Genomic DNA, 23,667 nt, shown 5'->3' on the forward strand with positions numbered 1-23,667 from the left:
CGCTCGGAGTCGTTGACTGGACGGCGCTCAACGGTTTGGGTGAGCGGACACCCGCCTCGTCGAGGCCGTTCGCACCTACGGAGTTCGCCATGTTCCCTGGTCTGCCGGCCGAGGACCGCGGTCTGTCACCCTTCACCGGCTGGACCCGGGGGCACTGGGCGGCACTGGCCGACCGCACCGCGGCGGCGGTTGTCCCCTACCGTTCTCCGAAAGGTGCGTTGATCGACCTGCCCGGGCCGGCAAGCCGCAACGGCCGCCGCTCGGACGGACTTGAGGGTTTCGCGCGCACTTTCCTGTTGGCCGGATTCCGTGTGGCTGGGGAAGGCGGCTCCGACCCCGGGGGGCTGCTGGAGCGGTACGCAGAAGGGCTCGCGGCCGGCACGGACCCGTACTCACCCGAGGCCTGGCCGCGACCGGACGAGTTGGATCAGGCGAAGGTCGAGGCCGCCTCGATCGCCCTGAGCCTGCAGGTCACCCGCCCCTGGCTGTGGGACCGCCTCGACGACGGCGTACGCGAGAGGGTGGTCGACTGGCTGGGCGCGGTCGTCGGCCAGCCGTACCCGCCGATCAACTGGGTGTGGTTCAGGGTCGTGGTGGAGTCCTTCCTGCGTGCGTCGGGCGGCCCGTGGAGCGCGACCGACATCGAGGAGGATCTGGCCGTCCACGCCTCGCTGCGGCGCCCCGGCGGCTGGCTCAGCGACGGGCAGGAGCGGGCGTACGACCACTACACCGGCTGGGCGCTGCACCTGTACCCGTTGCTGTGGACCCATCTGTTCGACGTGACGGGGACTCTGTGCCCGCCTGCGCTGCGCAGCCGCTGGGAGGGTGACCTCGGCGCGTACCTCAATGACGCGCTGTGCCTGCTCGGCTCCGACGGTTCGCCCTTGCTGCAAGGGCGCAGCCTCACCTACCGCTTCGCCGCGGCCGCGCCGCTGTGGGTCGGGGCGCTGACCGGCGCCGGAGGAATGGCGCCCGGTCTGCTACGGCGCGCGGCCAGCGGCATGCTGCGGCACTTCCACCAACTTGGGACCTTCGAGCCGGACGGGCTGCTCCGCCTCGGCTGGGGCGGAGAGTGGCTCCCGATCCGGCAGGCGTACTCAGGACCCGGCTCCCCCTACTGGGCCGCCAAGGGCATGCTCGGCCTGATGCTCCCCGCCGACCACCCGGTGTGGACGGCCACCGAGGAGCCGCTGCCAGTGGAAAAGGGAGACGTGACGCGGGTGGTCTCCGCCCCCGGCTGGCTGGTCTCCGCGCGGCAGTCGGACGGCGTCGCGGTGGTCGTCAACCACGGCACCGACCACGCCCGTCCCGACGACACCGCGGGCGACAGCCCCCTCTACGCCCGCCTCGGATACTCCACCGCCACCGTGCCACCGCTGACCGGGCCGACAATGTCGGACCCGCTCGACAACAGCGTCGTCGTGCTGGACGGCGCCGGCCGGGCCACCCACCGCAGCGGCTTCACCACGCTCTTCCTCGGCCGCCGTACCGGCGGCGTCCTGGTGGGGGCCTCGCGGAGCCGGGTGCGGTGGGTCGATTCCACCGAGGACGGCACGCCCGACCATGGGTCAGGGCGCGCTGGCCCCCACACACCGGGTCCACTCGTCACGGTCGCGTCCCTGCTGCACGCGGGCACCGAGGTCCGGCTGGTACGACTCGACGCCGCGGGCGGGCCGTCGGCGACCTGGCGGGCGGTGCGGCTGGGCGGCTGGCCCATTCCCTGCGCGTCGGAACCCCCAGGCGGGCCGGAGGAGAAGGGGGCCTGCGCCGAGGTGGGCGGCGTCCGGCTGCGCAGCCGGGTGTGCGGCCTGCGCGGATTCTCCCGCGCCGGCACGACCTCGGAGCGGGGCACCAGCCCTCTCTCACCCTGGACCGCTGTCCCCTGGCTGGCAACCGCGGAACCCGCGCCTCTCGGTGAGGTGCTGGCCGCGTCCGTACGGCTCGACCGCGGCACCGAGGAGACGCCGGAGCCGACCGTGTCGGTGCGCCGTGAGGGCGATGGGGCGCACCACGTCACCGTCGAGTGGCCGGACGGCGTGCGCACAGACGTCACCCTGCCCGCGCCGTGAGCCATCCTTCCCAACCCCAGGTGCCCCGCGGCGGCCCCCTTCCCCGTCCGACCAGGAGTCATTGTGACCATCCAGCCGCCCGAGGCCGTGACGGCACAGCCGCCCGAGCCCAACCGGCCGCCGGTCGGGCCGCTGGCCCGTCGGTTCGCCGACGCCCTCAGGCCTGCCGAGGCCCTGGCAACGTACACCTGCGCCAGCCGGCTCCCGGTGCCGCCCGCCGAGGACCGCGCGGTGTGGGACGCGGTCGATCCGGCCACCCGGGACCGCCTGGTCGCCGAGGCCCGGGACGAACTCGCCCGCCCGGCACCGTTGCTGCGTGCCTCCGACTGGGCGCGGACCTTCCGCGACGGGGTGCGCACCACCTACGAGGACAAGGTCAGGGCGCTGCGCGACAGGACCGCCCTCTTCACCGTCGCCGCCGTGCTCACCAACGAGGCCGCGCCTGCCGCCGACCCGCCGAGCGGGGCCCCGTATCTCGACGCCACAGCTGACGGCCTGCTGGCCCTGCTGGAGGCGAGCACGTGGTGCTGGGCACCCCACGAGCGCTTCGCCCTGGCGCGCGGAGAACTGCTGCCCGACCCGGACCGCCCCTTTCTCGACCTGGGCGCGGCGGAGGTCGCGCTCCTCGTCGCCTGGACGGACCACGTTCTCGGCAGCCGCCTGGAGGTACGGCTTCCGGGGCTGCGCCGCCGCATTCGGCGCGAGGTGCGACACCGCATCCTCGACCCGTTCCGGCAGGTGCGCGACTGGCATTGGATCGGGCTCGATGGCGACGCGCACAACTGGAACGCCTGGATCCACCATGCCGTTCTGACCTGCGCGGTGCTGCTGGTCGACGACGACGTCGAACGCGCGAAGATGGTCCGGCTGGTGGTCGACGGTCTGGACCATTACCTGGCGGTGCTGCCCGACGACGGAGGCATCGACGAAGGGGTCGCGTACTGGTGGCTCGGAGCGGGACACCTCCTGGAGAGCCTTGACCTGCTGGCTGCCGCCGGCGGGCCCACACTGGACGCGCGCGATCTGCCCGTGTTGGCCGAACTCGTCCGCTACCCGCGCCGGATGCACCTTGCGGGTCCCTGGTATGTGAACGTCGGCGACGCCCCCGCGCGGCAACCGGTCTCACAGCCCTGGCAGTTGCTGCACCGCTGGGGTCGGCTACTCGGCGATCCGGACGTCGCCGCACACGCCGCGGCGCAAGGCAGGGACCTTGCCACCGACGCTCACCCCGACCAGGGGCTCGGCCGCGCCCTGCTGGGCCTGGCCGACCCGGCGTGGCGCGCCGCGCGCCGCTCCGAACCCGACTCTGCCGGTGTCCGACCTCCGGGCAAGGTGTGGCTTCCCCGGGTGCAGGTACTCGTGGCCCGCGAGACGGACGGCGACCCGCAGGGCCTGGCGCTGGCGTTCAAGGGCGGCCACAACGGCGAGCGGCACAACCACCTCGACGTGGGCTCGTACACCGTCGCGCTCGACGGCCGCCCGATGGTTGTGGATGTCGGCAAGCCCACCTATACCGCCGCCAGTTTCGGCCCCGACCGGTACGACGCGTGGCCGCTGCGCTCGGACTGGCACAACGTGCCGGAGCCCGGTGGGCGCAGCCAAGCGCCCGGCACCCGGCACCGCGCCGAGGACGTCACCGTCCGCGTCGCCCCCGACGCCGTGTCGTGCAGCGCCGACCTGGCCGCGGCGTATCCCCAGGGGCTCCTACGCGCCTGGCGGCGCACCGTGTCCCTGGTGCGTGTACGCGCCGGCGCCGGCGCGTACGTCCTGGTGCGCGACGCGACCCCGCACGTGCCGCCCGGCGGTGTGCTGCTGCGGCACGTCCTCGCCGGCGACGTGGCCGCGAACGACGCACTGGGCACCGCGGAGGTGACCGCCGAGGGCGGCCGGGCACTGCGGCTGACGTGGGATCCCGGGCTGTTCACCGTACGCCTCGACCACCGTGTCCTGGATGACCCGCAGTTGATCGCGTCGTGGGGCAGTTCGCTGACCAGACTCACCCTGGTCCTGCGCGAGGGTCCCGCTCGCACGGCGGGCCTGGACGCGGTGGTGCGGATCGAACGGGAGACCCAGGGAGCGGGGTGACGCACGCAGGCGGGGGTCCGGTCAGGCCCCCCACGATCTGGCCGACCCCTACTGTTCGGGGTCGGCCATGCGTGTGCGGGGTGGGTCAGTGGGGTGCGTTGCGTGCGGGTGCGTGTCCGACGGCTGGGGTGGGGGCGGCGGCTGCCGCGGTGCCTGCGGTGGTGCAGGTGGTGCCGTTGAGGGTGAAGGTGCTGGGTGCGGCGTTGGCGCCGGAGTAGGCGCCGTTGAAGCCGATCGTGGTGGAACCCCCAGTGGGCAGGGACGCGTTCCAGCCGGCGTCGTTGACGGTGACCGCGGCGCCGGTTTGCGACCAGGTGCCGCTCCACCCCTGGGTGACCTTCTGGTTGCCGGCGAAGGTGAATCCGAGGTTCCAGCCGTTGACCGGTGCCGCCTGGTTGGTGATCTCCACGCTCGCGGTGAAGCCGGCGCCCCAGTCGGTGCTGATCCGGTAGGCGACGATGCAGCCGCTCGTCGTGGCCGGGCCGGTGGTGATCTGCAGCGGAGCCGACGGAGGTGAGCTGCGGCCCCCCGTGTCGGTGGCCACGACACGGAACGTGTAGGCGGTCGCCGGGGTCAGACCGGTGACGGTGGCGGTGGTCGTCGACGCGGGGACGGTGGCCGACGGAGCCGTGGTGGCCGGGTCGCCGGCGTACACGCGGTAGTCCGCCAGGGGGGAGGTCCCGGGTGTGGCGGCCGGCCAGGTCAGCGTCACGCGGTCGGGGCCGGTCGCGGAAGCTGTGGGAGTGCCGGGTGCCGAGGGCGGGGTGGCCTGGGCCGAGCCGGCGGGAATGACGTACTCGGTGATGGAGTACGCCGGGAAGGTCGCGGTGAAGGAGCGGCCGCTCAGCGGCTGATCGGCCGGGTGCTGGATCACGGTGGGGTCGGCCTGGCCGTAGCGGTAGACCTGCGCCGCGGCCGGGAGCGCGGTGCTGCCCGTCACGGAGACGGGTGCGGCCAGGTCGCCGGTGGTCTTGTTGATCACCATGACCGTGGTGGCATGGTCGCTGCTGCGCTCGGCCGCGTACACCGACAGCTTGTCCTGGTCGGCGCTCGCGGCCTGGACGGAGGTGTCGCCGAAGGTGCCGCCGTGGCCGTCGTAGTTCAGGAACATGCGGAAGGCGTACGCTCCGGGGTCGGTCGCTTTCGGCGGTGACCACAAGGTGGCCAGGTCCAGCCCCTCACGTCCGAAGATCCCCAGCGCGTCGGCCTCGGCCAGGCCGCCGTCGATATGGTCCAGCGCACCCCAGTTGTACTCCGAGATGGCCAGCTTCGTACCCGGGTAGTTCTGGCCGACCAGCGAGTGCATGCGGGGGATGAACTGGATCGGCTGGTTGATCCAGCTCTCGTCGACGTAGGAGGGATCCCACAACTGCCGGGTGGAACGCAGTCGCAGGGCCTGCGTCGCCGCGTCGTCCGCACTGCCGGACACACCGGACTGCTGCGGGTAGATGTGCTCGTCGAAGTAGTCCAGGATCCGGCGCCCGTGCGCCTGCTCGTAGGCCTTCATCTGTTGCAGGTACCACGGGGCGAACTGCACGCCGCCGTGCGTCGCGGCGTCCGGCGGGTTCGACCAGCAACTGCCCCCCTGCTCGCCGCACACCTGCTGGTCCAGGCCGGAGTAGATCAGCGAGTTGAAGCCCCAGCCGACCGGGCCGAGGGTCTGCGCGGCCGGGTCGGCGTTCTTGACGGCTGCGGCGGTGGCGTAGGTGCTGTCGCGCAGTTCGTCGTAGCTCGCCCCGGCCGGGTGGACATCGCGGTGCGTGCCGAACCACAGGTCCGGTTCGTTGTCCAGGTCGTAGAAGCGCACCCCGCCGCTGTTCGCGGTGCCGTAGGCGCCGTCCAGGTACTGCACCCAGCCCTTGACGAAGTCCGGGCCCGCGGGCGTGCTGGTCTCGGCCGGATCGTTGCCCGTGATCAGGGTGCCGTCGGGCTTCTTGCCGTTGCCGCAGTCCGGCCGCCACTGCGCGTCGGTGTCCTGCTGAGGACCGTACTTGGCGACGCTGAACCCGCAACCGTTGTCGCGGCCGGCCGCCGTCCAGCCGATCATCGGCACGGTCATCAGCGTGTCGGTGCCGGTCCTGTGGTTCTGGTCGATGAACTTGTCGGCCTGCGATCCGGCGGGCAGGGCCGCGGTGTCGTTGCTGTAGTGCAGGTCCTCGAAGTACCAGTCGGACCCGGCGTTGTAGGCGTCGAGCTTGTAGTTGTAACGGGTGGTGGCGTTGCCGCCCCAGCGGCCCATCGGCAGACGCAGTTCCTTGGCCAGTGCCTCGTCGGGGAAGTTCATGCCGTAGATGTGGGGGTCGATGGCGTGCCGCCCGCTGGTGGCGTCCACAGTGATCGCCGGGCCCGCGGTGGAAACGGCCGCCCGCGCCGATCGCCCGGGCCCGGTGCCGGCGGCCTGCGCCGCCCCGGTGCCGGCCAGCAACACCGCGCATGCCGCCAGGGCGGCCGCCTTGTGTGTCGTACGCATGGTCTCCTTCTCAGCAGCCGGCAGCGCGGGCGCTACGGCCCGCAACGCCCGAAGGCGTGCGATCGGCCCGTACCGCCAGCAGCGCCGCGGCCTTTGGGTGGGGGGATGAAAACGACCGCGCTGTGGGAACCCGGCTCTCACCGGCCGGTGGGCGGGCGAGGCAGGACGCTGCGGCCGGCGATGGCGTTGCTCGGCCAACGGCGCAACTCCTCAACTCGCCGCGAGGTGGGGCCAGCTGATGCGTGGGAGCGCTCCCACGCAGGAGTCTGGAACGCCTGGCCCGGAGTGTCAATACGTACGTACAAGGGTCCGCACGGGCGCGCCCCTGTACTCCGCGGCGGGGAGCCCGTAGGAGTGTTCCAGCTCCCGCTGGAACACGCGGTAGAGCTCGGCACCGGGCGGAGCGGGAGCGGGGTGCCCCTACCGGGTCCGGTAGGCCCTCCGTGCGAATGAGCAGCGCACCGAACGACGGCCTCGGACGAAAGGGTCCGTCCTCGACCGTTTGAAACCTTCTCGGAAAGGGGCTGTCCCGCTCGGGTGAAATCGCACAGCACTTGGAGGAGGAGTGACCCAGCCCCGCCAGGGGTTTACGGCCAATCCCGAACATCTGACCGGCACATGACCCCACAGGGGGCGTTGCGCGCCGCCACAGGGCTCGCTTCTAGAGCACTCGTCCGAAATCAGGAGGCGTCGTGCACCCCCTTGTCGAAGCTGTCGGTGTCCCCTTGCTGTTCGAAAAGGACAGCCACGTGCGGCTGGGCCGGCGATCGAAGACCTCGTATGCGCAGGCCGCCTATCACGTTCCAGCAGGGCGTTTGAAGCCGGCGAATCGGTGACAGCAGGGGCAGTCCGGGAGGCATATGAGGAGACCGGGGTGATCACCGACGCCGAGTCCGGTCTCCAGTTGGCGCACGTCGTCCACCACCTCGACGGCGATAACGGCCGTGACCGGCTGCAACTGTCTTCCGCGTCCTCGCCCTACCGGCTGCTCGCGACAACGGAGCCGGACAAGTGCGCCGGCTGGGAGTGGCATCCGTTCGAAGCCCTGCCCGAGACACTGGTCGACTACACTCGCGCCGCCCTCGACGCGACCCGCGCCGGCAGCACCTTCACCGCGATCGGCTGGAACACCGCCCCGGCCGCGACGCAACAAGCCGGGGGCCGAGCGTGAAGTCCTTTCGCCGCGCCAGGGCAGCGTCCCACGTATCGCACTCGGCCACCGAACAGCTTCTGTTCGGCGGACGGTTACGGGGCCACTGGGGGTTTACCACCCACGAGGGTGTCGTGTTGAACGTGACGTTCTTCTCGGTGCTCCGGCAACTGCCGGGCATGGTCGGGCAGACCTCCGCGATGGCCTGGGCGGTCGACCGCACCGCGCTGATCGCGGTGGTCATCGCGCAACTTGGCCAAGGCGCTGCAGGCGCCTTCGGCCTGTTGGCCGGCAACCGGGTACTACTGGGCCTGTGCGCCGGCGGCCCGACGGGTGACAAGGTGCGCGCCGCGTTCCCCTCGCTGCTGTGGATGGCGACGGCCAGCGCGCTGGCTGCAGTACTGCAATCCGTCGCCCAGGCGGCCGGGGGGCGCTTGGAGCCGAAGGTCGAGCGGCACGCGGCGGTCAGCATGCTCGCGCGGATCGTGCTACCCAAGGCATGGGGACTCCCCCGGCAGGCCCCGTGATGCGGGCCCTGCCACAGCGCTCGGACCGCCGACCGGGAATGCGCCTACCGCGCCCGTGGCCGAGCGCGCCGTACCCCCGTGAGGCGGTCCCGGGCTCCCCGCACCGCGTACGGCTGCAACGGTCGTTCGGGCGGTCACCCGGCCCCGCCGGACCGGTGGGCCGGTCCGAACTCGGCCCGCCCCAACCATCAGGAAGACCTCATGACGAACCTCTCAATACCCACCGTCCCGCCGCCGATCGGGCGTCAGGTCGGCGGCGGAGTACGTTCACGCCGGCAGCCCTACTCAGGTACGGGCGAAGGTGCGCAGGTCTTCGTTGAGGCGGTCCGCGTGGGTCGCGAACAGCCCGTGGCCCGCGTTCTCGTACACGCGCAGTGCCGCACCCGGGATCAGGGCGGCTGCGCGGCGGCCGGTGAGGTGGAGCGGGGCGGAGGCGTCGGCGGACCCGTGCACGACGAGAACCGGGCAGTCGATCTTCGCCAGTTCCGGTACGAGGTTCAGTGAGGGCAGAAGGTCGTTGAGGGCCGTCCCGGCCCGTGCCGTTGCTCCGTGGCAGAGGTCCACCATGTGCGCCACGTACGCGTCCGAGACGGTGGGGCCCGGAAGATGGCGGGCGAAGAACGCGTTTGCCCCGTCGGCGAAGAACTTCGCCCGATCCTGCCGGAAGGTCTCGTTGAACGCGCGGATGAGCTCTGGATCCAGTCCCTCGGCGTGATCCGAGGACCGGGCAGGCCCCGGCGTCACTCCGCTGACGAGTACAACCCGGGCTACCCGCTCACCACCGCCGAGGGTCAAGTGACGGACGACCTCGGCGGTGCCGAAGGAGTGCCCGACCAGCGTGACGTCGAGCAGGTCCAAGTGGTCGAGTAGGGCGCCCAGATCCCCGGCCAGCGTATCGAGGTCGAAGCCGCCCCAGACGTCCTCGGATCTGCCGTGTCCCCTGCGGTCGAGCCCCACGCACCGGAACCCCTCGGCCGCCAGGGGCAGCATCTGGGACTCCCACATCTCACTGCTGAAGTAGAGCCGTTGATGAAGACGATGACGGGGCCGTTCGCCGGACCGTAGTCGACGAAGTGGAGGCGGGTGTGATCGGTCGTGGACACGAAGTACGGCATGATGAGGGTCCTTCCGTGGGGTGGCTGTGGGGCGTGGCACCGTCCTTGCCCGGTGCCACAGGCCGGCCATCACCTCCGAGGTCATGGCCGAGGCGGTTACCTGGTCTCCTGCGCCGGCAATTCGAGTCCAGGCGTTCGACGTTCTCGACTGCGCTCTTCGCCCAGGTGAAGGGGGCCGGGGGAACGCATGGTTCGTGTCCTGGGGCGTAACCGTCGAACGGGTCCCGACCGACAACGCGTGGGCCTACAGCGAGAACACCGGGCTGGTTCTTCCCGGTTCTTCCGGTGAATCCGGTGAATCCGGCAGCGTCGGCCCGTCGGCGCGGCGGACCGGTCATCACGGTGGTTCAGATGCCCGCGAGGAACTCCCGAACCGCGGTGGCGAAGCCATCGGGGTCGGCTTGTTGGACGAAGTGGTCGGTGTCCAGCCGGCGGTAGACGGTGCCGGGGCGCCTGGAGCACATGGCATGGGCCTGTTCGGCGGGCAGGACCTGGCTGTGTAGCCCATGGATGAGGAGCGCGGGGCAGTCGGTGGCGAGCCACTGTTTCCAGTGGTCACCGTGAACAAGGTTCTCGGAGTCGACGGTGTCCTGCGGGTGGAAAGGCAGCCGCCAGCCGCCGTCGGGCAGCGGGCGCAGCACGGGGCCGAGAACAGCGGCGAGGGGTCCGCAGGCCGCGGCCAGTTCCTCGCGGGTGGCAGCGGTGTAGGGGAAGTTGAGCACGAAGGCGAGGGGGCTGGTTCCGTGGTCGGGGAGGTCGACGGCGGTGTCGATATTGATCAGGGCTTCGACCAGTTCGGGGCGTTCGGCGGCCAGGTGGTAGGCGTTGACCGCTCCGAGGGAGTGGCCGAGGAAGACCGCACGGTCGATGCCGAGGTGGTCGAGGAGGGCGAGGAGGTCGGCGAGGTAGCCGATGCGGGTGTATTCGTGGGCGCGCTGGGAGTCGCCGTGGCCGCGCTGGTCAGGGGCGATCACGCGCCACTCAGGGCCGAGGGCGGATGCCAGGGCGGCGAAGGACGCGCCTTCGGAGAGGTGGCCGTGCAGTGCTACCAGGGGGCGGCCGTTGCCGCCGTAGTCCAGGTAGGACAGGGTGCGACCCTCGAAGGTCATGGTGGCACGGGTGGGCAGGGCGGTCATCGTGGTGTTACTTCCTCGGTTCGAGGTGCGGGGTAGAAGGTCCTTATCGAGGCCGACGTCTGAGGCGTTTGTTCCATACGACCGAAGCGATGGCTTGGAGAGACCGGGCCCTGGGGCCGCGGCGCGCTCGGCGCGTAGGAAGCGGACGACGCCCTCGCGGGTGGAGGGGTGGGCTCAGGCGATCTGCTTCTGTGGGTTCAGGTCGAAGGTGATGTGCGGGGCGAGCGCGTGCAGGAAGTCTTGAGCGTCGAAGATCTCCCCTGCGGAGGCGACGCCCTTGGTCTTGGTGCGGCCGGTCAGGACGCGCTCGAGGGCCTCGGCGACCAGAGGCGCGGTGACCGCGTAAATGTCCTGGCCGCCGGCCGTGGCCCGGCGTTCGGCTCCGCCCGAGCGCACGACGACATCGACGAGGAAGGTCTGGTCCGAGCGCCCGCTCTCGTCGGCGGCGGTCGGGGGCGGTGTGTGGGGGGTGGCGATGTCGCGGACGGCCTCGGCGGTCATGTAGGTGGTCACATCGGGGATGGACAGGTGCTGGGGCACGGTGACGACGTCCGCCATCGTGAACTCCCCGATCACCTGTCGGGGTCCCACCGGGTCCGGGAAGGTCCACTCCAGGGTGGGCGCCTCGTCCACGCTGTGCTCCCACTGTCCGCCGCTGTAGCGCAGGCGGTGGTCGCCGCGCCGCTCGCGGGAGACCGCGCCCGAGAGCCGGGTGCCGGCGGTGGGGTGCCAGCTGCTGAGCGCGTAGGCGATGTGAGCCTCGTCGGCTTCGGTCCAGTCGCCCATCGCCGCGGTGGCCAGCAGGTCACCGAGACCGCCGAAGAAGGCCATGGCCGGGACGATCACCGCTCCCGCGTCCCGGGCCCGCTCGCGGTAGTGGGCGAAGGTATCGAGATTTGCCTCGAGTTCAGCGGCCACGTCCAGGTACGGGATCCCCGCGCGCAGCGCGGCCTCGATGACGGGGCCACTGGTCGAGGCGAAGGGGCCGGCGCAGTTGATGACCGCCGCCGTTCCCGCCAGAGCCCGGTCCAGCGAAGCCGGGTCCCCGACCGACGCCACCCGGGCCTCCAGCCCGTGCTCGCCGGCCAGTTCCTCCAGAGCCTGCGCGTTGCGCCCTGACAGCACCGGAACGAACCCGCGCGCGGCCAGCTCTGCGACCACGAACCGTCCCGTGTGTCCGTACGCTCCGAAAACCGCTACCAGCTGACCTGACCCCATGAGACTGCTCCCCTGTACTCGAACGCCCGCTGCAATGTTGATCCGCTGCGGCCTGACACGCCTATCCTGTCCTCCCGGCAGCACCCCGCACGAGCGTCGGAAACGACATGACGCGTACAGTTTCGGACATGCCCACTGTCGCGCTGGCCGTCACCGACGGCATGCTCCACTACGAACTGTCCGTGGCCGTCGAGATCTTCGGGTCCGACCTGACCCACATCGTGGACCCCTGGTACGACTTCTCCCTCTGCGGGAACGGCCCGGTGCACGTCGACCGCTTCCGCCTTGAACCCGACCATGGACTCGACCACCTCGCGCACGCCGACACGGTGATCGTCCCCGGCTGGGCCGACACGGACCGCGAACCGCCACCCGAACTGGTCGAGGCGGTGCGCGCCGCCCACGCGGCCGGTGCCCGCGTGGCCTCACTGTGCACGGGCGCCTTCGTCCTGGGCGCGGCAGGACTGCTCGACGGCAGGCGCGCCACCACACACTGGGCTCACACGCGGGAATTGGCTCGGCGCCACCCAGCGGCCACCGTCGATCCGGACGTCCTCTACGTCGACAACGGCGACGTCCTCACCTCCGCGGGCAAGGCCGCCGCCATGGACCTGTGCCTGCACCTGGTCCGCCTCGACCACGGCTCGGCCAACGCCAACAAGATCGCCCGACGTCTGGTCATCCCACCCCACCGCGACGGCGGCCAGGCCCAGTTCATCGCCACCCCCCTCCCGGCCCCAGGCAACCACCCCCTGAGCGAACTCTTCCCCTGGGCGTTGGAGCGACTGGACCAACCGCTCAGCGTGGAGGACCTGGCCCGCCAGGCCCGCATGAGCTCACGCCACCTCGGCCGGCACTTCAAACACCTCACCGGCACCACGCCACTGCAGTGGCTCCACACCCAGCGCATCCGCCATGCCCAGGAACTACTGGAGACCACCAACGCCACAGTGGACACCATCGCCGCGGCCACCGGTATGGGCACCGCCACCACCCTGCGCCGCCACTTCCACCGCAGCGTCGGGGTCCCACCCGACACCTATCGCCGCACCTTCCGCCCCTAAATTGGGCCGCGGTGGCTGTCGGCGGTGATCAGCTGGACGTCCTCCAGGCCGCGGGACCGCAGTGACCGCAGGCCCTAATTCCAGGCACGCGGCATGTTGCGGTTCCATTCCAAGATCCGGGGCGACGCGGCGAGGGCGGCGCAGGAGCCGTCGCCTTCCCGCTAACGGCCTGCCAAGGGGCTGCCGGGACGGGTTTGGGGAATGTCGGCCTTCCAGTCCATGATCGGGCTGACGGAACAGCCGTCCGGCGCGGTCCTCGGCGGGTGGCCCGTGTGGCGCCTGGCTCCGTTGACCGTCATGTCCGCAGCACGGGGGAGCATACGACATGCGCTACGGCGTTCTCGGATCGTTGGAGGTCTTCCAGGGCGACCGGCCGCTGGAGGTGGATCGCCCGCGCAGGCGCGCCGTTCTGGCATTCCTCCTGCTCAACGCGAACCGGTCGGTGACAACCGAGCATCTGGTGAACGCGCTGTGGGAAGCGGATCCGCCGCACAGTGCGCGCGGCCAGGTCCACACCGCGGTCTCGGAGCTACGCAAGGTCCTGAGCCCGGGTGGGAACGGCCCGCTGACGTCACGCAACGGGCACTACCGGCTGTCGGTGCAGGAGTGCGACCTTGACCTGGCCGAGTTCGGGTGCCGGATCGATGAGGCCCGCCGGATCGCCGAGACCGGTGACGGGCGCGCGGCAGCTCGCGCCGTGCGCGAGGGTCTTGACTTGTGGCGGGGCACTGCTCTGGCCGACATCACGGCCCCGTTCGCCGGCCCGATCCGGACCCAGCTGCAGGAGCGGCGATTCGCCGCCCAGGAACTGCTCGCCGACATCGAACTGCGCGTCGGTCGGCACCGTGAGCTGGTGCCGGAGTTGACCGCCCTGCTCGCTGAGCAGCCGACGCGAGAGGCACTCGCCGAGCGCCTGATGGTGGCGCTCTACCGCAGTGGCCGGCAGACCGACGCGCTCGCGGTGGCCCGCTCACTGCGTACCTTGCTGCTCGAGGAGTTCGGGCTTGATCCGGGCCGGTCACTGGCCGAGCTGGAGCAGGCCGTTCTGCGCGGCGACCCGGCACTGGCCCCGCCGAACGTACGGTCGCGCGAAGTGCCGGGCACGCCACCGATCGATGTGTCCAAGCAACCGGTGCCCCGCGCACCGGCCGGGAACGCGCCCGCGCAGCCCGCCGGATCGAACGGGTCCGACCGCCTGGCGCAGGCCCGCGCGCACCAGGACAGCGCGCTGGCGACCGCTCGAGAGCTCGACAACCCGCGTCCTGTCCAGCTGCCGCATGCACCGACGGACTTCACCGGACGTGACGCGGAGCTCGCGGCACTGGCCGCAGCGCTCGGCCCGGTGGGTGAGGACGCGCCGGACGAAGGGGGCGGTGTGGCGGTGCTCTCCGGCATGGGTGGTGTCGGCAAGACCGCCCTGGCCGTGCACTTCGGCCACCGGCTGCGCGCGCGGTTCCCCGACGGCCAGCTCTACGCCGACCTGCACGGGTTCGGAGCAGCCACGCCGCGCGATCCGCACGACCTGCTGGGACGCTTCCTCACCGACCTGGGCGTTCCGAGCGCGCAGCTCCCCGAGCACATCGACGACCGCGCCGCACTGTACAGGAGCACCCTCGCCGGGCGCCGCGTCCTGGTGCTGCTGGACAACGCACGCGACAACGCCCAGGTCGCGCCACTCATCCCTGGCGTGGGACGCTCCGCGGCCATCATCACCAGCCGCCGCACCCTCGCCGGCCGTAGCGATGCCGTCCGCCTCACCCTGGCGCCCCTTGGCGACGAGGGGCTCGACCTGCTGGCTGCTCTGTGCGGCCCTGAACGCGTCGCCGCCGATCCCGAGGCAGCCGGCCACATCCTGGCCGCCTGCGGCGGTCTGCCGCTGGCTCTGCGGATCGCCGCCGCTCGGATCGCCAACCGACCGACCTGGCCGCTGAGCACGCTGGCCAGCCGGCTCACCGAGCCACGCAACCGGTTGAGCACACTGGCCGTCGACGACCTCGGTGTACGCGACGCCTTCGCCATGAGCTACCGCGCCCTGACCGGCAGCACCCGGCCGACCGAGGTCGAAGCCGCCCGCGCGTTCCGGCTGTTGGGGCTCTGGCCCGCGACCCCGCTCCCGCTCGAAGCCGTCGCCTGCCTGCTCGGCCGGCCCGTCGACCGCACCGCCGACGTGCTGGACGTTCTCCTCGACTGCCACCTCCTGCAGAGCACCACCGCCCACACCTACTACTTCCACGACCTGCTGGCCGGCTACGCGAGCGAACTCGCGAGTGCTCAGGAGCAGAAGGACCAGCGCACCGCCGCTGTCCTACGCCTGCTGACCTGGTACACCGCCGCCGTCCACCGCGCCGAGTCGCTCTGCTTTCCCACCGTCTTTCCAGCCCCGGACCTGCCGGAAGGCAGCGCCCCACTGCCCGCCCTGGACACCTCCCAGGACGCACTGGGCTGGTTGCGGTCCGAGCTGCCGGCGATCCGGGAGGTGATCCGGCAGGCCGCCGACTCACCCCGCCCGGACCTCGCGTGGCAGGTCGCCTTCCGGCTCCGCGGCTACGGCCAGACCTATTGGTGGGACGGCCAGTTGCACGAGCTGATCACCGACGCCCTGGCCGTGGCCCAGACCCAGCGGGACCTCACCGCGCAGGGCTGGCTGCACAATGTGCTCGCCGCCGCCCACGGTCTGGCCCACCGGCACGACGAGTCCCTCACCCATCTCCAGGCCGCAGAAGAACTGTTCGCCGAGTCCGGGAACACCGCGCTGCTCGCGAGGGTTCTGAGCAACAAGGCTCTGCTCTTCAGTGAGGTCGGCCGTCTGGGCGACGGGTTCGCGGCCATCGACCGCTCCCTGGCCCTGGACCGGGACGCCGGCCGTCCGGACAATCCGATATCTCTCCTGGCCCTGGCCGGGCTGCACCTGAAGGCAGGCGACCCCCCGGCCGCCGAGACGATCTACCGCCAGGCACTGGACCACTTCCGTCGGCACGACCTCATCGCCCCACTCGCCGCCACCCTGGTCAACCTCGGCGACACCCTGCGTGCCCTCGACCGACGAGAAGAGGCCCTGGAAACCCTGGGCGAGGCACTGGCCGTCACCGAGGCACTAGGTGACCGGTCCACCATGGCCGACGCCCTGGAGGCGACCGCCCGGGCCCACCACCACTTCGGTGACACCGATCAGGCCCGCCAGTACTGGACGCGGGCCCTGGCGATAGCCCGTGAGTACGCGGTCACCCGGACCGTCACCGACTGCCTCAAGGGCCTGGCCTCCATCGGTCACACCAGCGGGCCCTGAGCACAGGCCAGGCGGGGTCGGCTACCGGCAGGGGCGATGTCCTGCCGCGTGGCAGGCAGGCCGGTCCGGGCGACCGCGGCAGCACGGCTCGCGCAGGCGCGCCCGGTTGGCGACGCTCTGCACGCCGGACAGGTCCTGCGCCCGCTTCGGCGATGCCTGCGCCCACCACCGGCCGTCCAGTCGGGGCACGACAGACCTGGCCGCAGGTGCTGGGGGCGGTGCGACAGTGCGGATGCCGGGAAGGCCCGCGACCGTGCGGTGACCGGCGGCCTGATGGTGGCTTCAATCAGGTGCCTGGCCGCCGAGCAGATAGGCAAGGTCGTCCCAGCGGGTGATCAGCAGACCGGCGGCCGAACCCGCCAGGACGGCGACCGCCGCGGGGGCCGTGGCCGATCCGCCGGGAAGGAATCCGGCCGCCAGGGTGGCGAGCGCCAGCAGGGCATTGCGGCCGAGAAGGGCGCCCGGACCGGCTGAGGCCCGGGAGGAGCCGAAGCACCGGCAGTTGGACGCTCGGCCGGCCTGCAGGGTGGCTGCAGTGAACACCGCCAGCAGGCCAAGGGCGAGCGCGGCGCCGGCTCGTGCCGCACCGGCCAGGAGTACTACCGTCGCAGCCTCGGCGCCCAGGGTGGTGACCGCTACCGTGCCGCGCAGCCGGGCCGGGATCCAGCCGAAGTCCGCGAGCCCAGCGGTGAACTCGCGGATCGTGGCGCGGCTACGGATCTTGCCCAGGACCGCCGCCACGAACACCACGGCCAGCAGGGCGCGGCAGCCCAGCTGCACAGCGCTCACTGCCGTCCGCCCGCGGTCCCGGCCACCACGCGCGGCGATCGGTGGGGCAGTACGCGGGCCAGGTCGTGGCCCGAGGCGGTGACCACCGCGTCCCGCAGGACCAGCAGGGTCGGGAAGACATCGACCCCGCCGAAAGCCGCCGATGCCTCCTGCCCGTCGCCGACCAGGGCGACCTCGCCGAGAGCCTCCAGCTGTCCGGCCATCTCCTGCGTCCGCGGGTCCGACACGTCGCCGGAGACGAGGAAGTAGGCGGGAATCCCGGCGATCGACAGGTGCTGGGCGAGGTCCGAGACCAGATCGGCGCACGGCCCGCAGCCGACCTGGAGGAACGCCACCATCCGGTCGCCGCCCAGCAGGTGGGCCCGGGTGATCGGGTGTCCGGAGACCGACAGCAGCGAGAAGTCCGACACCAGGGTTCCGGCCGGGGGCCGGCGCGGTGCGCTCTGTGCGGCCGCCTCGACGGCGCGCAGCCGTCGTACGAGCGCGAAGGTCAGCAGGAGGTTCGCCGAAGTGGCGATCCCCAGCAGGACGACAAATGCAGTGAGGGCGTAGAGCACGCAACTGCCTCTCTGAGGTGGCGCACGCAAGGGGTGCGGACGGGTTCGTGGGTCGCTCGGCCGTCCTTCCCGCGGGCGAGAAGAGCGCGAGAAGCGGACGAGAAGGACCCCGGGAAAGGATAGGAAGCACGCCGCAGCGGCGGCGGCCGGCACCGAAGGGGCACGACCCGAGGAGTCAATATCAGGAATAGGAGAAAGTCAATAACAATTTGAATTGTCCGATATTGGACCGAATATCCAGAGCGTGTACCGGGCTCATTGCAAATGGGTTTCTTTGGCCATTTGCCAAATGGAATGCAACCGTATTGCATGTTGCTGCACGAAAATCCCCACATCTAGATCATCGACTTGACACCCGCACGCCAAACGTATTTCATCGAACTCGTTCGAGAGGTAACCGAATCTCGAACGAACGAAAATCCTTCCAACCAACGAAAGGGGACACCCATGTCTCTTTCCCGCACCCTTTCCTCTATCGGCGACCGCATGCTCGGCCGGGTCCTGCCCAGCATCGATGCCTCCGCGCAGCTCGCCCCGTACTGCTGGATCGGCGGCGTCCTCATCAACAACGAGCCCGCCGCTGTGGAGTGCTGCCGTTACAGCGACGGCACCATCAGCTGCGGCTGACCTGCCCTGCCGCCCTCGTTCGAGAAGTCGCTGAATCTCGAACGAACGAAAATCCTTCCAATCAACGAAAGGGGACACCCATGTCTCTTTCCCGTGCCCTTTCCTCTATCGGCGACCGCATGCTCGGCCGGGTCCTGCCCAGCATCGATGCCTCCGCGCAGATCGCCCCGTACTGCTGGGAGTACTTCGAAGTTATCAACAACGAGCTCTACCCTCGCGAGTGCTGCCGTTACAGCGACGGCCGCATCAGCTGCATGTGACCCTGCCCCGCCGCCGCGCGGTCCGGCCGGCTGGTTCCCCTCCAGGGAGCCGGCCGGCCGGGCCGCCGCGCCGGCAATGTCCCAGAACGGGATCCGTTGAAAAAGCCCGAGAAAAGCCCACCCATGCAGATCAGTGCAAAGAAATCCGGCGGCTATCCCCGCCTTCTTCTCACCATTCTTCGGATCGCCTTCCGGGCGGCTCCGATCGCGGCTTCTGGATATCTGTTCCTCACCGTCCTCGGGGGAGTCGTTCCGACGGCGGTCGCCTGGTCGATGAAGGTGCTGATGGACGGGATTGTCGACGGTTCCACCCCGGACGGGACCATTCACCAGGCATCGGTCCTGGCCCTGCTCGGCATCGCCTCCACGCTGACTCCGCGCCTGGCTCGCCACTATCAATCCATGACCCAGCGCGCCACACGGCTGTGGATGCGCGACCGGCTGTTCCGCGCCCTCAACGAAGTCCACGACGTCTCCTGGTTCGAAAACCCGTCCTCGATGGACCGCGTTCAGCTGGCGCTGAAGGCCAGCACCACCTCGCCCGAAGTGCTGCTCGGAGCCTGCTTGTCCTGCCTGCAGGGCGTGATCGTCGCCGTCGGACTGCTCGGCAGCCTGTGGATCATCAGTCCGGTGGTCTTCGTCCTGCTCGGGGCGGCCTCGGCCCCGGTGCTCCTGAGCCAGCTGATGCTCTCCCGCGAGCAGATCCGGTTGGAAGAAGACACCGTGCACGCGTCCCGGCGGGAAGTGTTCTACCGGATGCTGATCACCAGCCCGAACGCGGTCAAGGAGGTCCGAATCTTCGGGCTCGGAGACTTCTTCCGGGAACGCATGAACCACGAGACCCGATCGATCCACGTCAAGGAACAGCGCGTCGAGGTCAGGCAGTTGCGGCGCCAGACAGCGTTGTCGACGCTGTCGGCCGCCATCGTGGGGGGCTGCGTGATTTGGTCGGCCGTCCAGGCCGCCGACGGTCGGCTGAGCATCGGAGACCTGTCGGTCTTCCTCGCCGCCGCCGCTGGTGTCCAGGCCAGCGTCCTGCAGGTGGCCACGGGCATCGGCGACGGCTACAGATCCGTGCTGGCCTTCGACAGCTACCGGCGGATCGCGGAGCCGACGCGCAAGCGCCCCCCGCAGCCGTCCCAACAGAGCGTCCTGCTCGCCGGCGACATCGAGGTGAGGGACCTGTGGTTCCGCTACACGGAAGAGGGCGACTGGGTCCTGCGAGGCGTCGACCTGACCATCCCGGCGGGCAGTTCCCTGGCCCTGGTGGGCCTGAACGGCGCAGGCAAGAGCACCCTGGTGAAACTGCTCTGCGGCCTGTACGAACCCACCCGTGGATCGATCCTGATCGGCGGACGGGACATCCGGACCGTACCCGCCCAGGACTACCAGCTCGGCGTCAGCGCGATCTTCCAGGACTACATGAGCTACGACTTGTCGGCCGCCGAGAACATCGGTCTGGGCGATCTGGCCCGCCTCGACGACCAGGAAGCTGTCCGTGAGGCGGCACGCAAGGCGGGCGCCGACACCTTCCTCCAAGCCCTGCCGGACAGCTACGACACCCTGCTGAGCAGGATCTTCTTCGCCGGGGACGCGACGAACAAGCGAGCCCTGGGGACCCACTTGTCCGGCGGGCAATGGCAACGGCTCGCCGTTGCCCGGGGACTGATGAAACGCCGGAGCCACTTGGTGGTCCTTGACGAACCCAGCTCCGGACTGGACGCCCAGGCCGAGGCCGCGCTGCACGACGAACTGCTGCGCGACGCGGCGGGCACGACGCGCCTGCTGATCTCTCACCGGCTGGGCGCGGTGAAGGATGCCGACGCGATCGCGGTGCTCGAGGACGGGCGGATCACGTCCGTGGGTGACCACCGCGCGCTGATGGATGCCGCAGGCACCTACCACCGGCTGTTCACCGTCCAGGCCGCAAGCTACACCGATGCCGCCGTCTGACACCTCGGAGCGGCCGGTCGCACGCCGCCCCGCCTCGGGACGCGACCACCGGACGAAGGGAAAGACATGACATTCATCAGCGCCGCAACCGCGGGCGTCGCTGCCGGAGCACTGTGCGCCCTTTCCCTTCTGGCGATACGCCTGCTGGGCCGGCGGCTGTATCTGGTGACCGTCAAAGGGCTGAGCATGGCACCGACGCTGATGCCCGATGACCGGCTGCTCGTCACCCGCCCGTTCCGCAGGCCGGCCCGGGCCGGCGACATCGTCATCGCACCGGCACCCCGCGCCGTCGGCTGGGCGGGACAGCTGACGGTACGGCCGGCCACGGACCGCACCGACTGGGTGATCAAACGGGTAGCGGCCGTCGGCGGGGAAGCCGTTCCCGAGCGTCTGCGCGCGTCCTCACAGCTGCGCGAGCAAGAGACCGTCCCCAAGGGCACCGTCGTCCTCCTCGGAGACGGGCGGCACAGCGAGGACTCCCGCCACTGGGGGTTCTGCCCCCAGCAGCTGGTCCTCGGCCGCGTCCTGCTCCGCGTGGCACGCGGCCCCGAGCAGGCCCCCAGGCGGCCCGCGGCAGGTCGGGCCATGAGGCTTCCGGTACCGCTCCCGGCGCCGGACGGCGACCACCTGGAAGGAGGTGAGACAGATGCACAGTGAGAACGAGCTCCACGAAGAGACCGCGACGCCGGTTGAGGACAAGGCCGAAATCATCGAGATTCGCATGCTCGACCGGATCGAGACGATCGGCGCCAAGTCGGTAAACAACTGAGTTCCGTCCCCGGCACCCGGGCCCGGTCCGGTGCGGACTTCCACTCCCACCGGGCCGGTCCCGCAGCCCAGTCCAGGAGGAGACGCCCGTATGCGACGTCCGACGGTAAAGTACGAACACCTCCCGTACCGGACCGGCGATGGTTCGGTACGGATCGGCGGCGGAGTCTACGGGCTCGCCGCCGAGATCCGCGATCCCCATGGCTGGATATGGGCCGCCCTTGGCCTGATGGACGGGAGCCGGACCCGCGCCGAACTCCTGGACGCCCTAAAGGCCCGCTGCCCCAACCTGCCGCCGCCCGGCGCGGCTCGGATGATCGACGCCCTGGTCGCCACCGGCTATGTCGAGGACGCGGCTGCCGAGGACCCGCAGCAGCTGAGCCCGTCCGAACGCGAACGCTACCGCCGCAACCGGGAGTTCTTCCGAATGGTCGACCTGCGGCCCCGGCCCGGTCGCTGGGACGCCCAGCTGCATCTCAAGCGAGCAAAGGTCGCCGTACTCGGGCTCGGCGGAACCGGAAGCCACGCCGCCTGGGCGCTCACCGCCGCAGGGGTGGGCCGGGTGCACTGCGTGGACCCGGACGTCGTCGAACTGGGCAACCTGAACCGGCAAATCCTCTACACCGAAGAGGACCTCGGCCGGCCCAAGGCGCAGACGGCGGCCCGCAGACTGCGGGCCGTCAACTCCGAGGTGGAGGTCACCTACGACAGCCGAGTGGTCGACAGCCGCGAGGCGCTGGCGCAGTTGGTGACAGGATGCGACGCACTGGCGCTGTGCGCCGACGAGCCGGACTCCGCGACCCTACGGGGGTGGGCCTCGAAGGTCAGCGTACAGACCGGGGTGCCGTGGGTCGGCGGTGGTTACCACGGCCCCTTCGTCTCGGTCGGGGTCTTCGGTCCGAAGGGACCCTGCTTCCAGTGCCTCGCCGCAGCCGAGGAGGCACGGCTGCCAGGCAACTCTCCCCGGCTCGGCGGGAGCGGCGTGATCGGCCCGTCCGCCGCGATCTCCGGAAACCTGGTGGCCTACGAGATCATCGCTCTGCTCACCGGCGTCTCCCGGATGCCCCCGGGATATCTGCGAGGGATCAACCTGATGGCCCCGGACGAACACGTACTCGTCCGGCACCCGCCACGGCCGGACTGCCCCCGCTGCTCGGCCGACCCAAGCGGCGCCGGACGGGCGGTCGGATGAACAGCGTGCAGTTCCACCCGCTCAGCATGCGTGAGGACAGCGGCGAGTGGATCGTCGGACGGGCGGACACCGGAACCTATGTAGCCCTGCCCGAGCTCGGCATGCGCGCCATCCTCCTGCTCCAGCACGGTCTGTCGACGACGCAGACGGCACGCCACATCGAGCGGGAGACGGGCCGACGGCCGGCCGTCGACGCCCTCGTGACCTCCCTGGCAGCGCTCGGCTTCGTCCGGCGGATGGACGGCCGGCAGGTCGCGTCGCCCTCACCCATCCGCCCGACCCTTCCCGGCCTCCGCCCCGGCCACGTCCGGTGGGTCCTGCACCCGCTCCTGCACGGCGCACTGATCGCGGTGGCCTGCGCGGGTACCCTCGCAGTCCTGATCGACCCGCGACTGCAGCCGCACTGGCAGGACTTCCTGTGGAGCGGCCAGGGAACGATCCTGCTGGCAGGGCAGGCGGCACTGACCTGGGCACTACTGGCCCTGCACGAACTGGCTCATCTGCTCACCGCGCGGGCAGCCGGCGTTCCGGGGACCATCCGGCTCGGCACCCGGCTGCAGTTCCTCGTCCTGCAGACCGACGTCTCCGGCATCTGGCAGTGCAACAGACGCACCCGGGTCACCGTCTACCTCTCCGGGATGCTGCTGGACCTCGCACTGGCCGGGGCATGCGTGCTGCTCCAGGCGGCGATCGGCCCCAATCGCCTCCTCGCCGTGGTGGTGCTCACCAAGCTCCTCGCCGTGGCAACCGAGTTTCTGGTCTTCATGCGCACCGACGTGTACTTCCTGCTCCAGGACCTGCTCGCCTGCCGGAATCTGTACCGCGACGCGAGCGCGTACGCGAAGTACCTCGCCCACCGCTGCCTGCGACACCCCCGGCCCGACCCACTGGCTGGGCTGCGGCCAAGCGAGCGACAAGCAGTGCGCGGCTACACGCTCCTGATGTTGGTCGGGTCCGCAGCCTCTCTGGTCCTGGGCTACCTGGTGCTGACCCGGGTCACGCTGGTGCTGCTGACCCGAGCGCTCCACACGCTCGCCCGCCCTTCAGGATGGGCGGCGGCCGACGCGGTGACCACCGTCGTGATCCTGCTCGGGCTCCAGGCCGCGTGGGCCGGGGCCTGGTGGCGCCGCCACGGACCGCGCGTGCGCGCCGCTCTTTCCCACCGGTACCGGACCGCCAGCTGAGGTCACGGCCGGGGGAAGGCGTCCAAGCAGCGTCCGCGCGACCGCCACCCCTACGAACGCCGGGAACGTCGGCCGGTCCAACCGCAGGCTTTGTGAGCCCAGCTCCTCGAAGACCTCACGGCCCCAGCTCTCGAACAACCGGGCTGCGGTCTTCGTCCAGACGTAGGGTTTCGGGTCGGTGTTCCAGGTGGCGATCCAGTTGCGGATGTCCTTCTCC

General features: G+C 70.7%; 19 protein-coding genes. 13 read left to right on the plus strand and 6 right to left on the minus strand.

Going from position 1 to position 23,667, the window contains the following annotated elements:
• Window positions 1-89: 89 nt before the first annotated feature.
• Window positions 90-2,069: a DUF2264 domain-containing protein gene (locus AC07DC_RS28090; RefSeq protein ID WP_478917269.1), complete on the plus strand. Its 1,980-nt coding sequence runs from the start codon at window positions 90-92 to the stop codon at window positions 2,067-2,069.
• 63 nt (window positions 2,070-2,132) lie between these two features.
• Window positions 2,133-4,154 carry a heparinase gene (locus tag AC07DC_RS28095; protein ID WP_478917270.1) on the plus strand — a complete coding sequence of 674 codons (2,022 nt, stop codon included), beginning with the start codon at window positions 2,133-2,135 and terminating at the stop codon, window positions 4,152-4,154.
• Between the two features lie 85 nt (window positions 4,155-4,239).
• Here the strand turns inward: AC07DC_RS28095 and AC07DC_RS28100 are convergent, their stop codons facing one another.
• Entirely contained in the window at window positions 4,240-6,624 is a 2,385-nt protein-coding gene (locus tag AC07DC_RS28100) for a glycoside hydrolase family 44 protein (RefSeq protein WP_478917271.1), read from the minus strand.
• A gap of 766 nt (window positions 6,625-7,390) precedes the next feature.
• On the opposite strand from AC07DC_RS28100, the gene AC07DC_RS28105 reads away from it, so the two are divergent.
• Together AC07DC_RS28105 and AC07DC_RS28110 are read left to right on the plus strand one after the other, a co-directional pair.
• Window positions 7,391-7,795, plus strand: coding sequence for an NUDIX domain-containing protein (locus AC07DC_RS28105; protein ID WP_478917427.1), 405 nt, complete (start codon window positions 7,391-7,393; stop codon window positions 7,793-7,795).
• A 116-nt stretch (window positions 7,796-7,911) separates the two neighbouring features.
• Window positions 7,912-8,301 (plus strand): hypothetical protein, encoded by a 390-nt coding sequence (locus AC07DC_RS28110; RefSeq protein WP_478917272.1) that lies wholly within the window; start codon window positions 7,912-7,914, stop codon window positions 8,299-8,301.
• Window positions 8,302-8,586: 285 nt separating this feature from the next.
• Here AC07DC_RS28110 and AC07DC_RS28115 read toward each other — a convergent pair whose 3' ends face one another.
• The 3 genes from AC07DC_RS28115 to AC07DC_RS28125 form a co-directional block, all read right to left on the minus strand.
• Window positions 8,587-9,291, minus strand: coding sequence for an alpha/beta fold hydrolase (locus AC07DC_RS28115; RefSeq protein WP_478917273.1), 705 nt, complete (start codon window positions 9,289-9,291; stop codon window positions 8,587-8,589).
• 472 nt (window positions 9,292-9,763) lie between these two features.
• The gene (locus AC07DC_RS28120; protein ID WP_478917274.1) at window positions 9,764-10,552 is read right to left on the minus strand and encodes an alpha/beta fold hydrolase; all 789 of its coding nucleotides are present in this window, start codon (window positions 10,550-10,552) and stop codon (window positions 9,764-9,766) included.
• Between the two features lie 174 nt (window positions 10,553-10,726).
• On the minus strand, window positions 10,727-11,770 hold the full coding sequence (locus AC07DC_RS28125; RefSeq protein ID WP_478917275.1) for a saccharopine dehydrogenase family protein: 1,044 nt from the start codon (window positions 11,768-11,770) through the stop codon (window positions 10,727-10,729).
• Between the two features lie 128 nt (window positions 11,771-11,898).
• Between AC07DC_RS28125 and AC07DC_RS28130 the strand changes: the two genes are divergently transcribed.
• Together AC07DC_RS28130 and AC07DC_RS28135 are read left to right on the plus strand one after the other, a co-directional pair.
• Window positions 11,899-12,834 carry a helix-turn-helix domain-containing protein gene (locus AC07DC_RS28130; RefSeq protein ID WP_478917276.1) on the plus strand — a complete coding sequence of 312 codons (936 nt, stop codon included), beginning with the start codon at window positions 11,899-11,901 and terminating at the stop codon, window positions 12,832-12,834.
• Window positions 12,835-13,159: 325 nt separating this feature from the next.
• Window positions 13,160-16,120 (plus strand): AfsR/SARP family transcriptional regulator, encoded by a 2,961-nt coding sequence (locus AC07DC_RS28135; RefSeq protein WP_478917277.1) that lies wholly within the window; start codon window positions 13,160-13,162, stop codon window positions 16,118-16,120.
• Between the two features lie 282 nt (window positions 16,121-16,402).
• On the opposite strand, the gene AC07DC_RS28140 is transcribed toward AC07DC_RS28135, so the two are convergent.
• Window positions 16,403-16,909 carry a MauE/DoxX family redox-associated membrane protein gene (locus tag AC07DC_RS28140; protein WP_478917278.1) on the minus strand — a complete coding sequence of 169 codons (507 nt, stop codon included), beginning with the start codon at window positions 16,907-16,909 and terminating at the stop codon, window positions 16,403-16,405.
• Window positions 16,906-17,466, minus strand: coding sequence for a hypothetical protein (locus tag AC07DC_RS28145; protein WP_478917279.1), 561 nt, complete (start codon window positions 17,464-17,466; stop codon window positions 16,906-16,908). The genes AC07DC_RS28140 and AC07DC_RS28145 overlap by 4 nt, the downstream gene beginning before the upstream one ends.
• A 447-nt stretch (window positions 17,467-17,913) precedes the next feature.
• On the opposite strand from AC07DC_RS28145, the gene AC07DC_RS28150 reads away from it, so the two are divergent.
• From AC07DC_RS28150 to AC07DC_RS28180, 7 genes are all read left to right on the plus strand, one after another.
• Window positions 17,914-18,093, plus strand: coding sequence for a hypothetical protein (locus AC07DC_RS28150; RefSeq protein ID WP_478917280.1), 180 nt, complete (start codon window positions 17,914-17,916; stop codon window positions 18,091-18,093).
• 80 nt (window positions 18,094-18,173) lie between these two features.
• Complete coding sequence (locus tag AC07DC_RS28155) at window positions 18,174-18,353, plus strand: hypothetical protein (protein ID WP_478917281.1); 180 nt, start codon at window positions 18,174-18,176, stop codon at window positions 18,351-18,353.
• A 123-nt stretch (window positions 18,354-18,476) separates the two neighbouring features.
• Window positions 18,477-20,306, plus strand: a complete 1,830-nt coding sequence (locus AC07DC_RS28160) for an ABC transporter ATP-binding protein (protein WP_478917282.1) — start codon at window positions 18,477-18,479, stop codon at window positions 20,304-20,306.
• A gap of 66 nt (window positions 20,307-20,372) precedes the next feature.
• On the plus strand, window positions 20,373-20,963 hold the full coding sequence (locus AC07DC_RS28165) for a S26 family signal peptidase (RefSeq protein ID WP_478917283.1): 591 nt from the start codon (window positions 20,373-20,375) through the stop codon (window positions 20,961-20,963).
• Entirely contained in the window at window positions 20,953-21,075 is a 123-nt protein-coding gene (locus AC07DC_RS28170; RefSeq protein ID WP_478917284.1) for a hypothetical protein, read from the plus strand. Before AC07DC_RS28165 ends, AC07DC_RS28170 begins: the two co-directional genes overlap by 11 nt.
• 90 nt (window positions 21,076-21,165) lie before the next feature.
• Window positions 21,166-22,266 (plus strand): HesA/MoeB/ThiF family protein, encoded by a 1,101-nt coding sequence (locus tag AC07DC_RS28175; RefSeq protein WP_478917285.1) that lies wholly within the window; start codon window positions 21,166-21,168, stop codon window positions 22,264-22,266.
• On the plus strand, window positions 22,263-23,450 hold the full coding sequence (locus tag AC07DC_RS28180) for a hypothetical protein (RefSeq protein ID WP_478917286.1): 1,188 nt from the start codon (window positions 22,263-22,265) through the stop codon (window positions 23,448-23,450). The genes AC07DC_RS28175 and AC07DC_RS28180 overlap by 4 nt, the downstream gene beginning before the upstream one ends.
• The last annotated feature ends 217 nt before the right edge of the window (window positions 23,451-23,667 follow it).

The sequence above is a fragment of the Streptomyces sp. NPDC045021 genome (genome assembly GCF_056432645.1).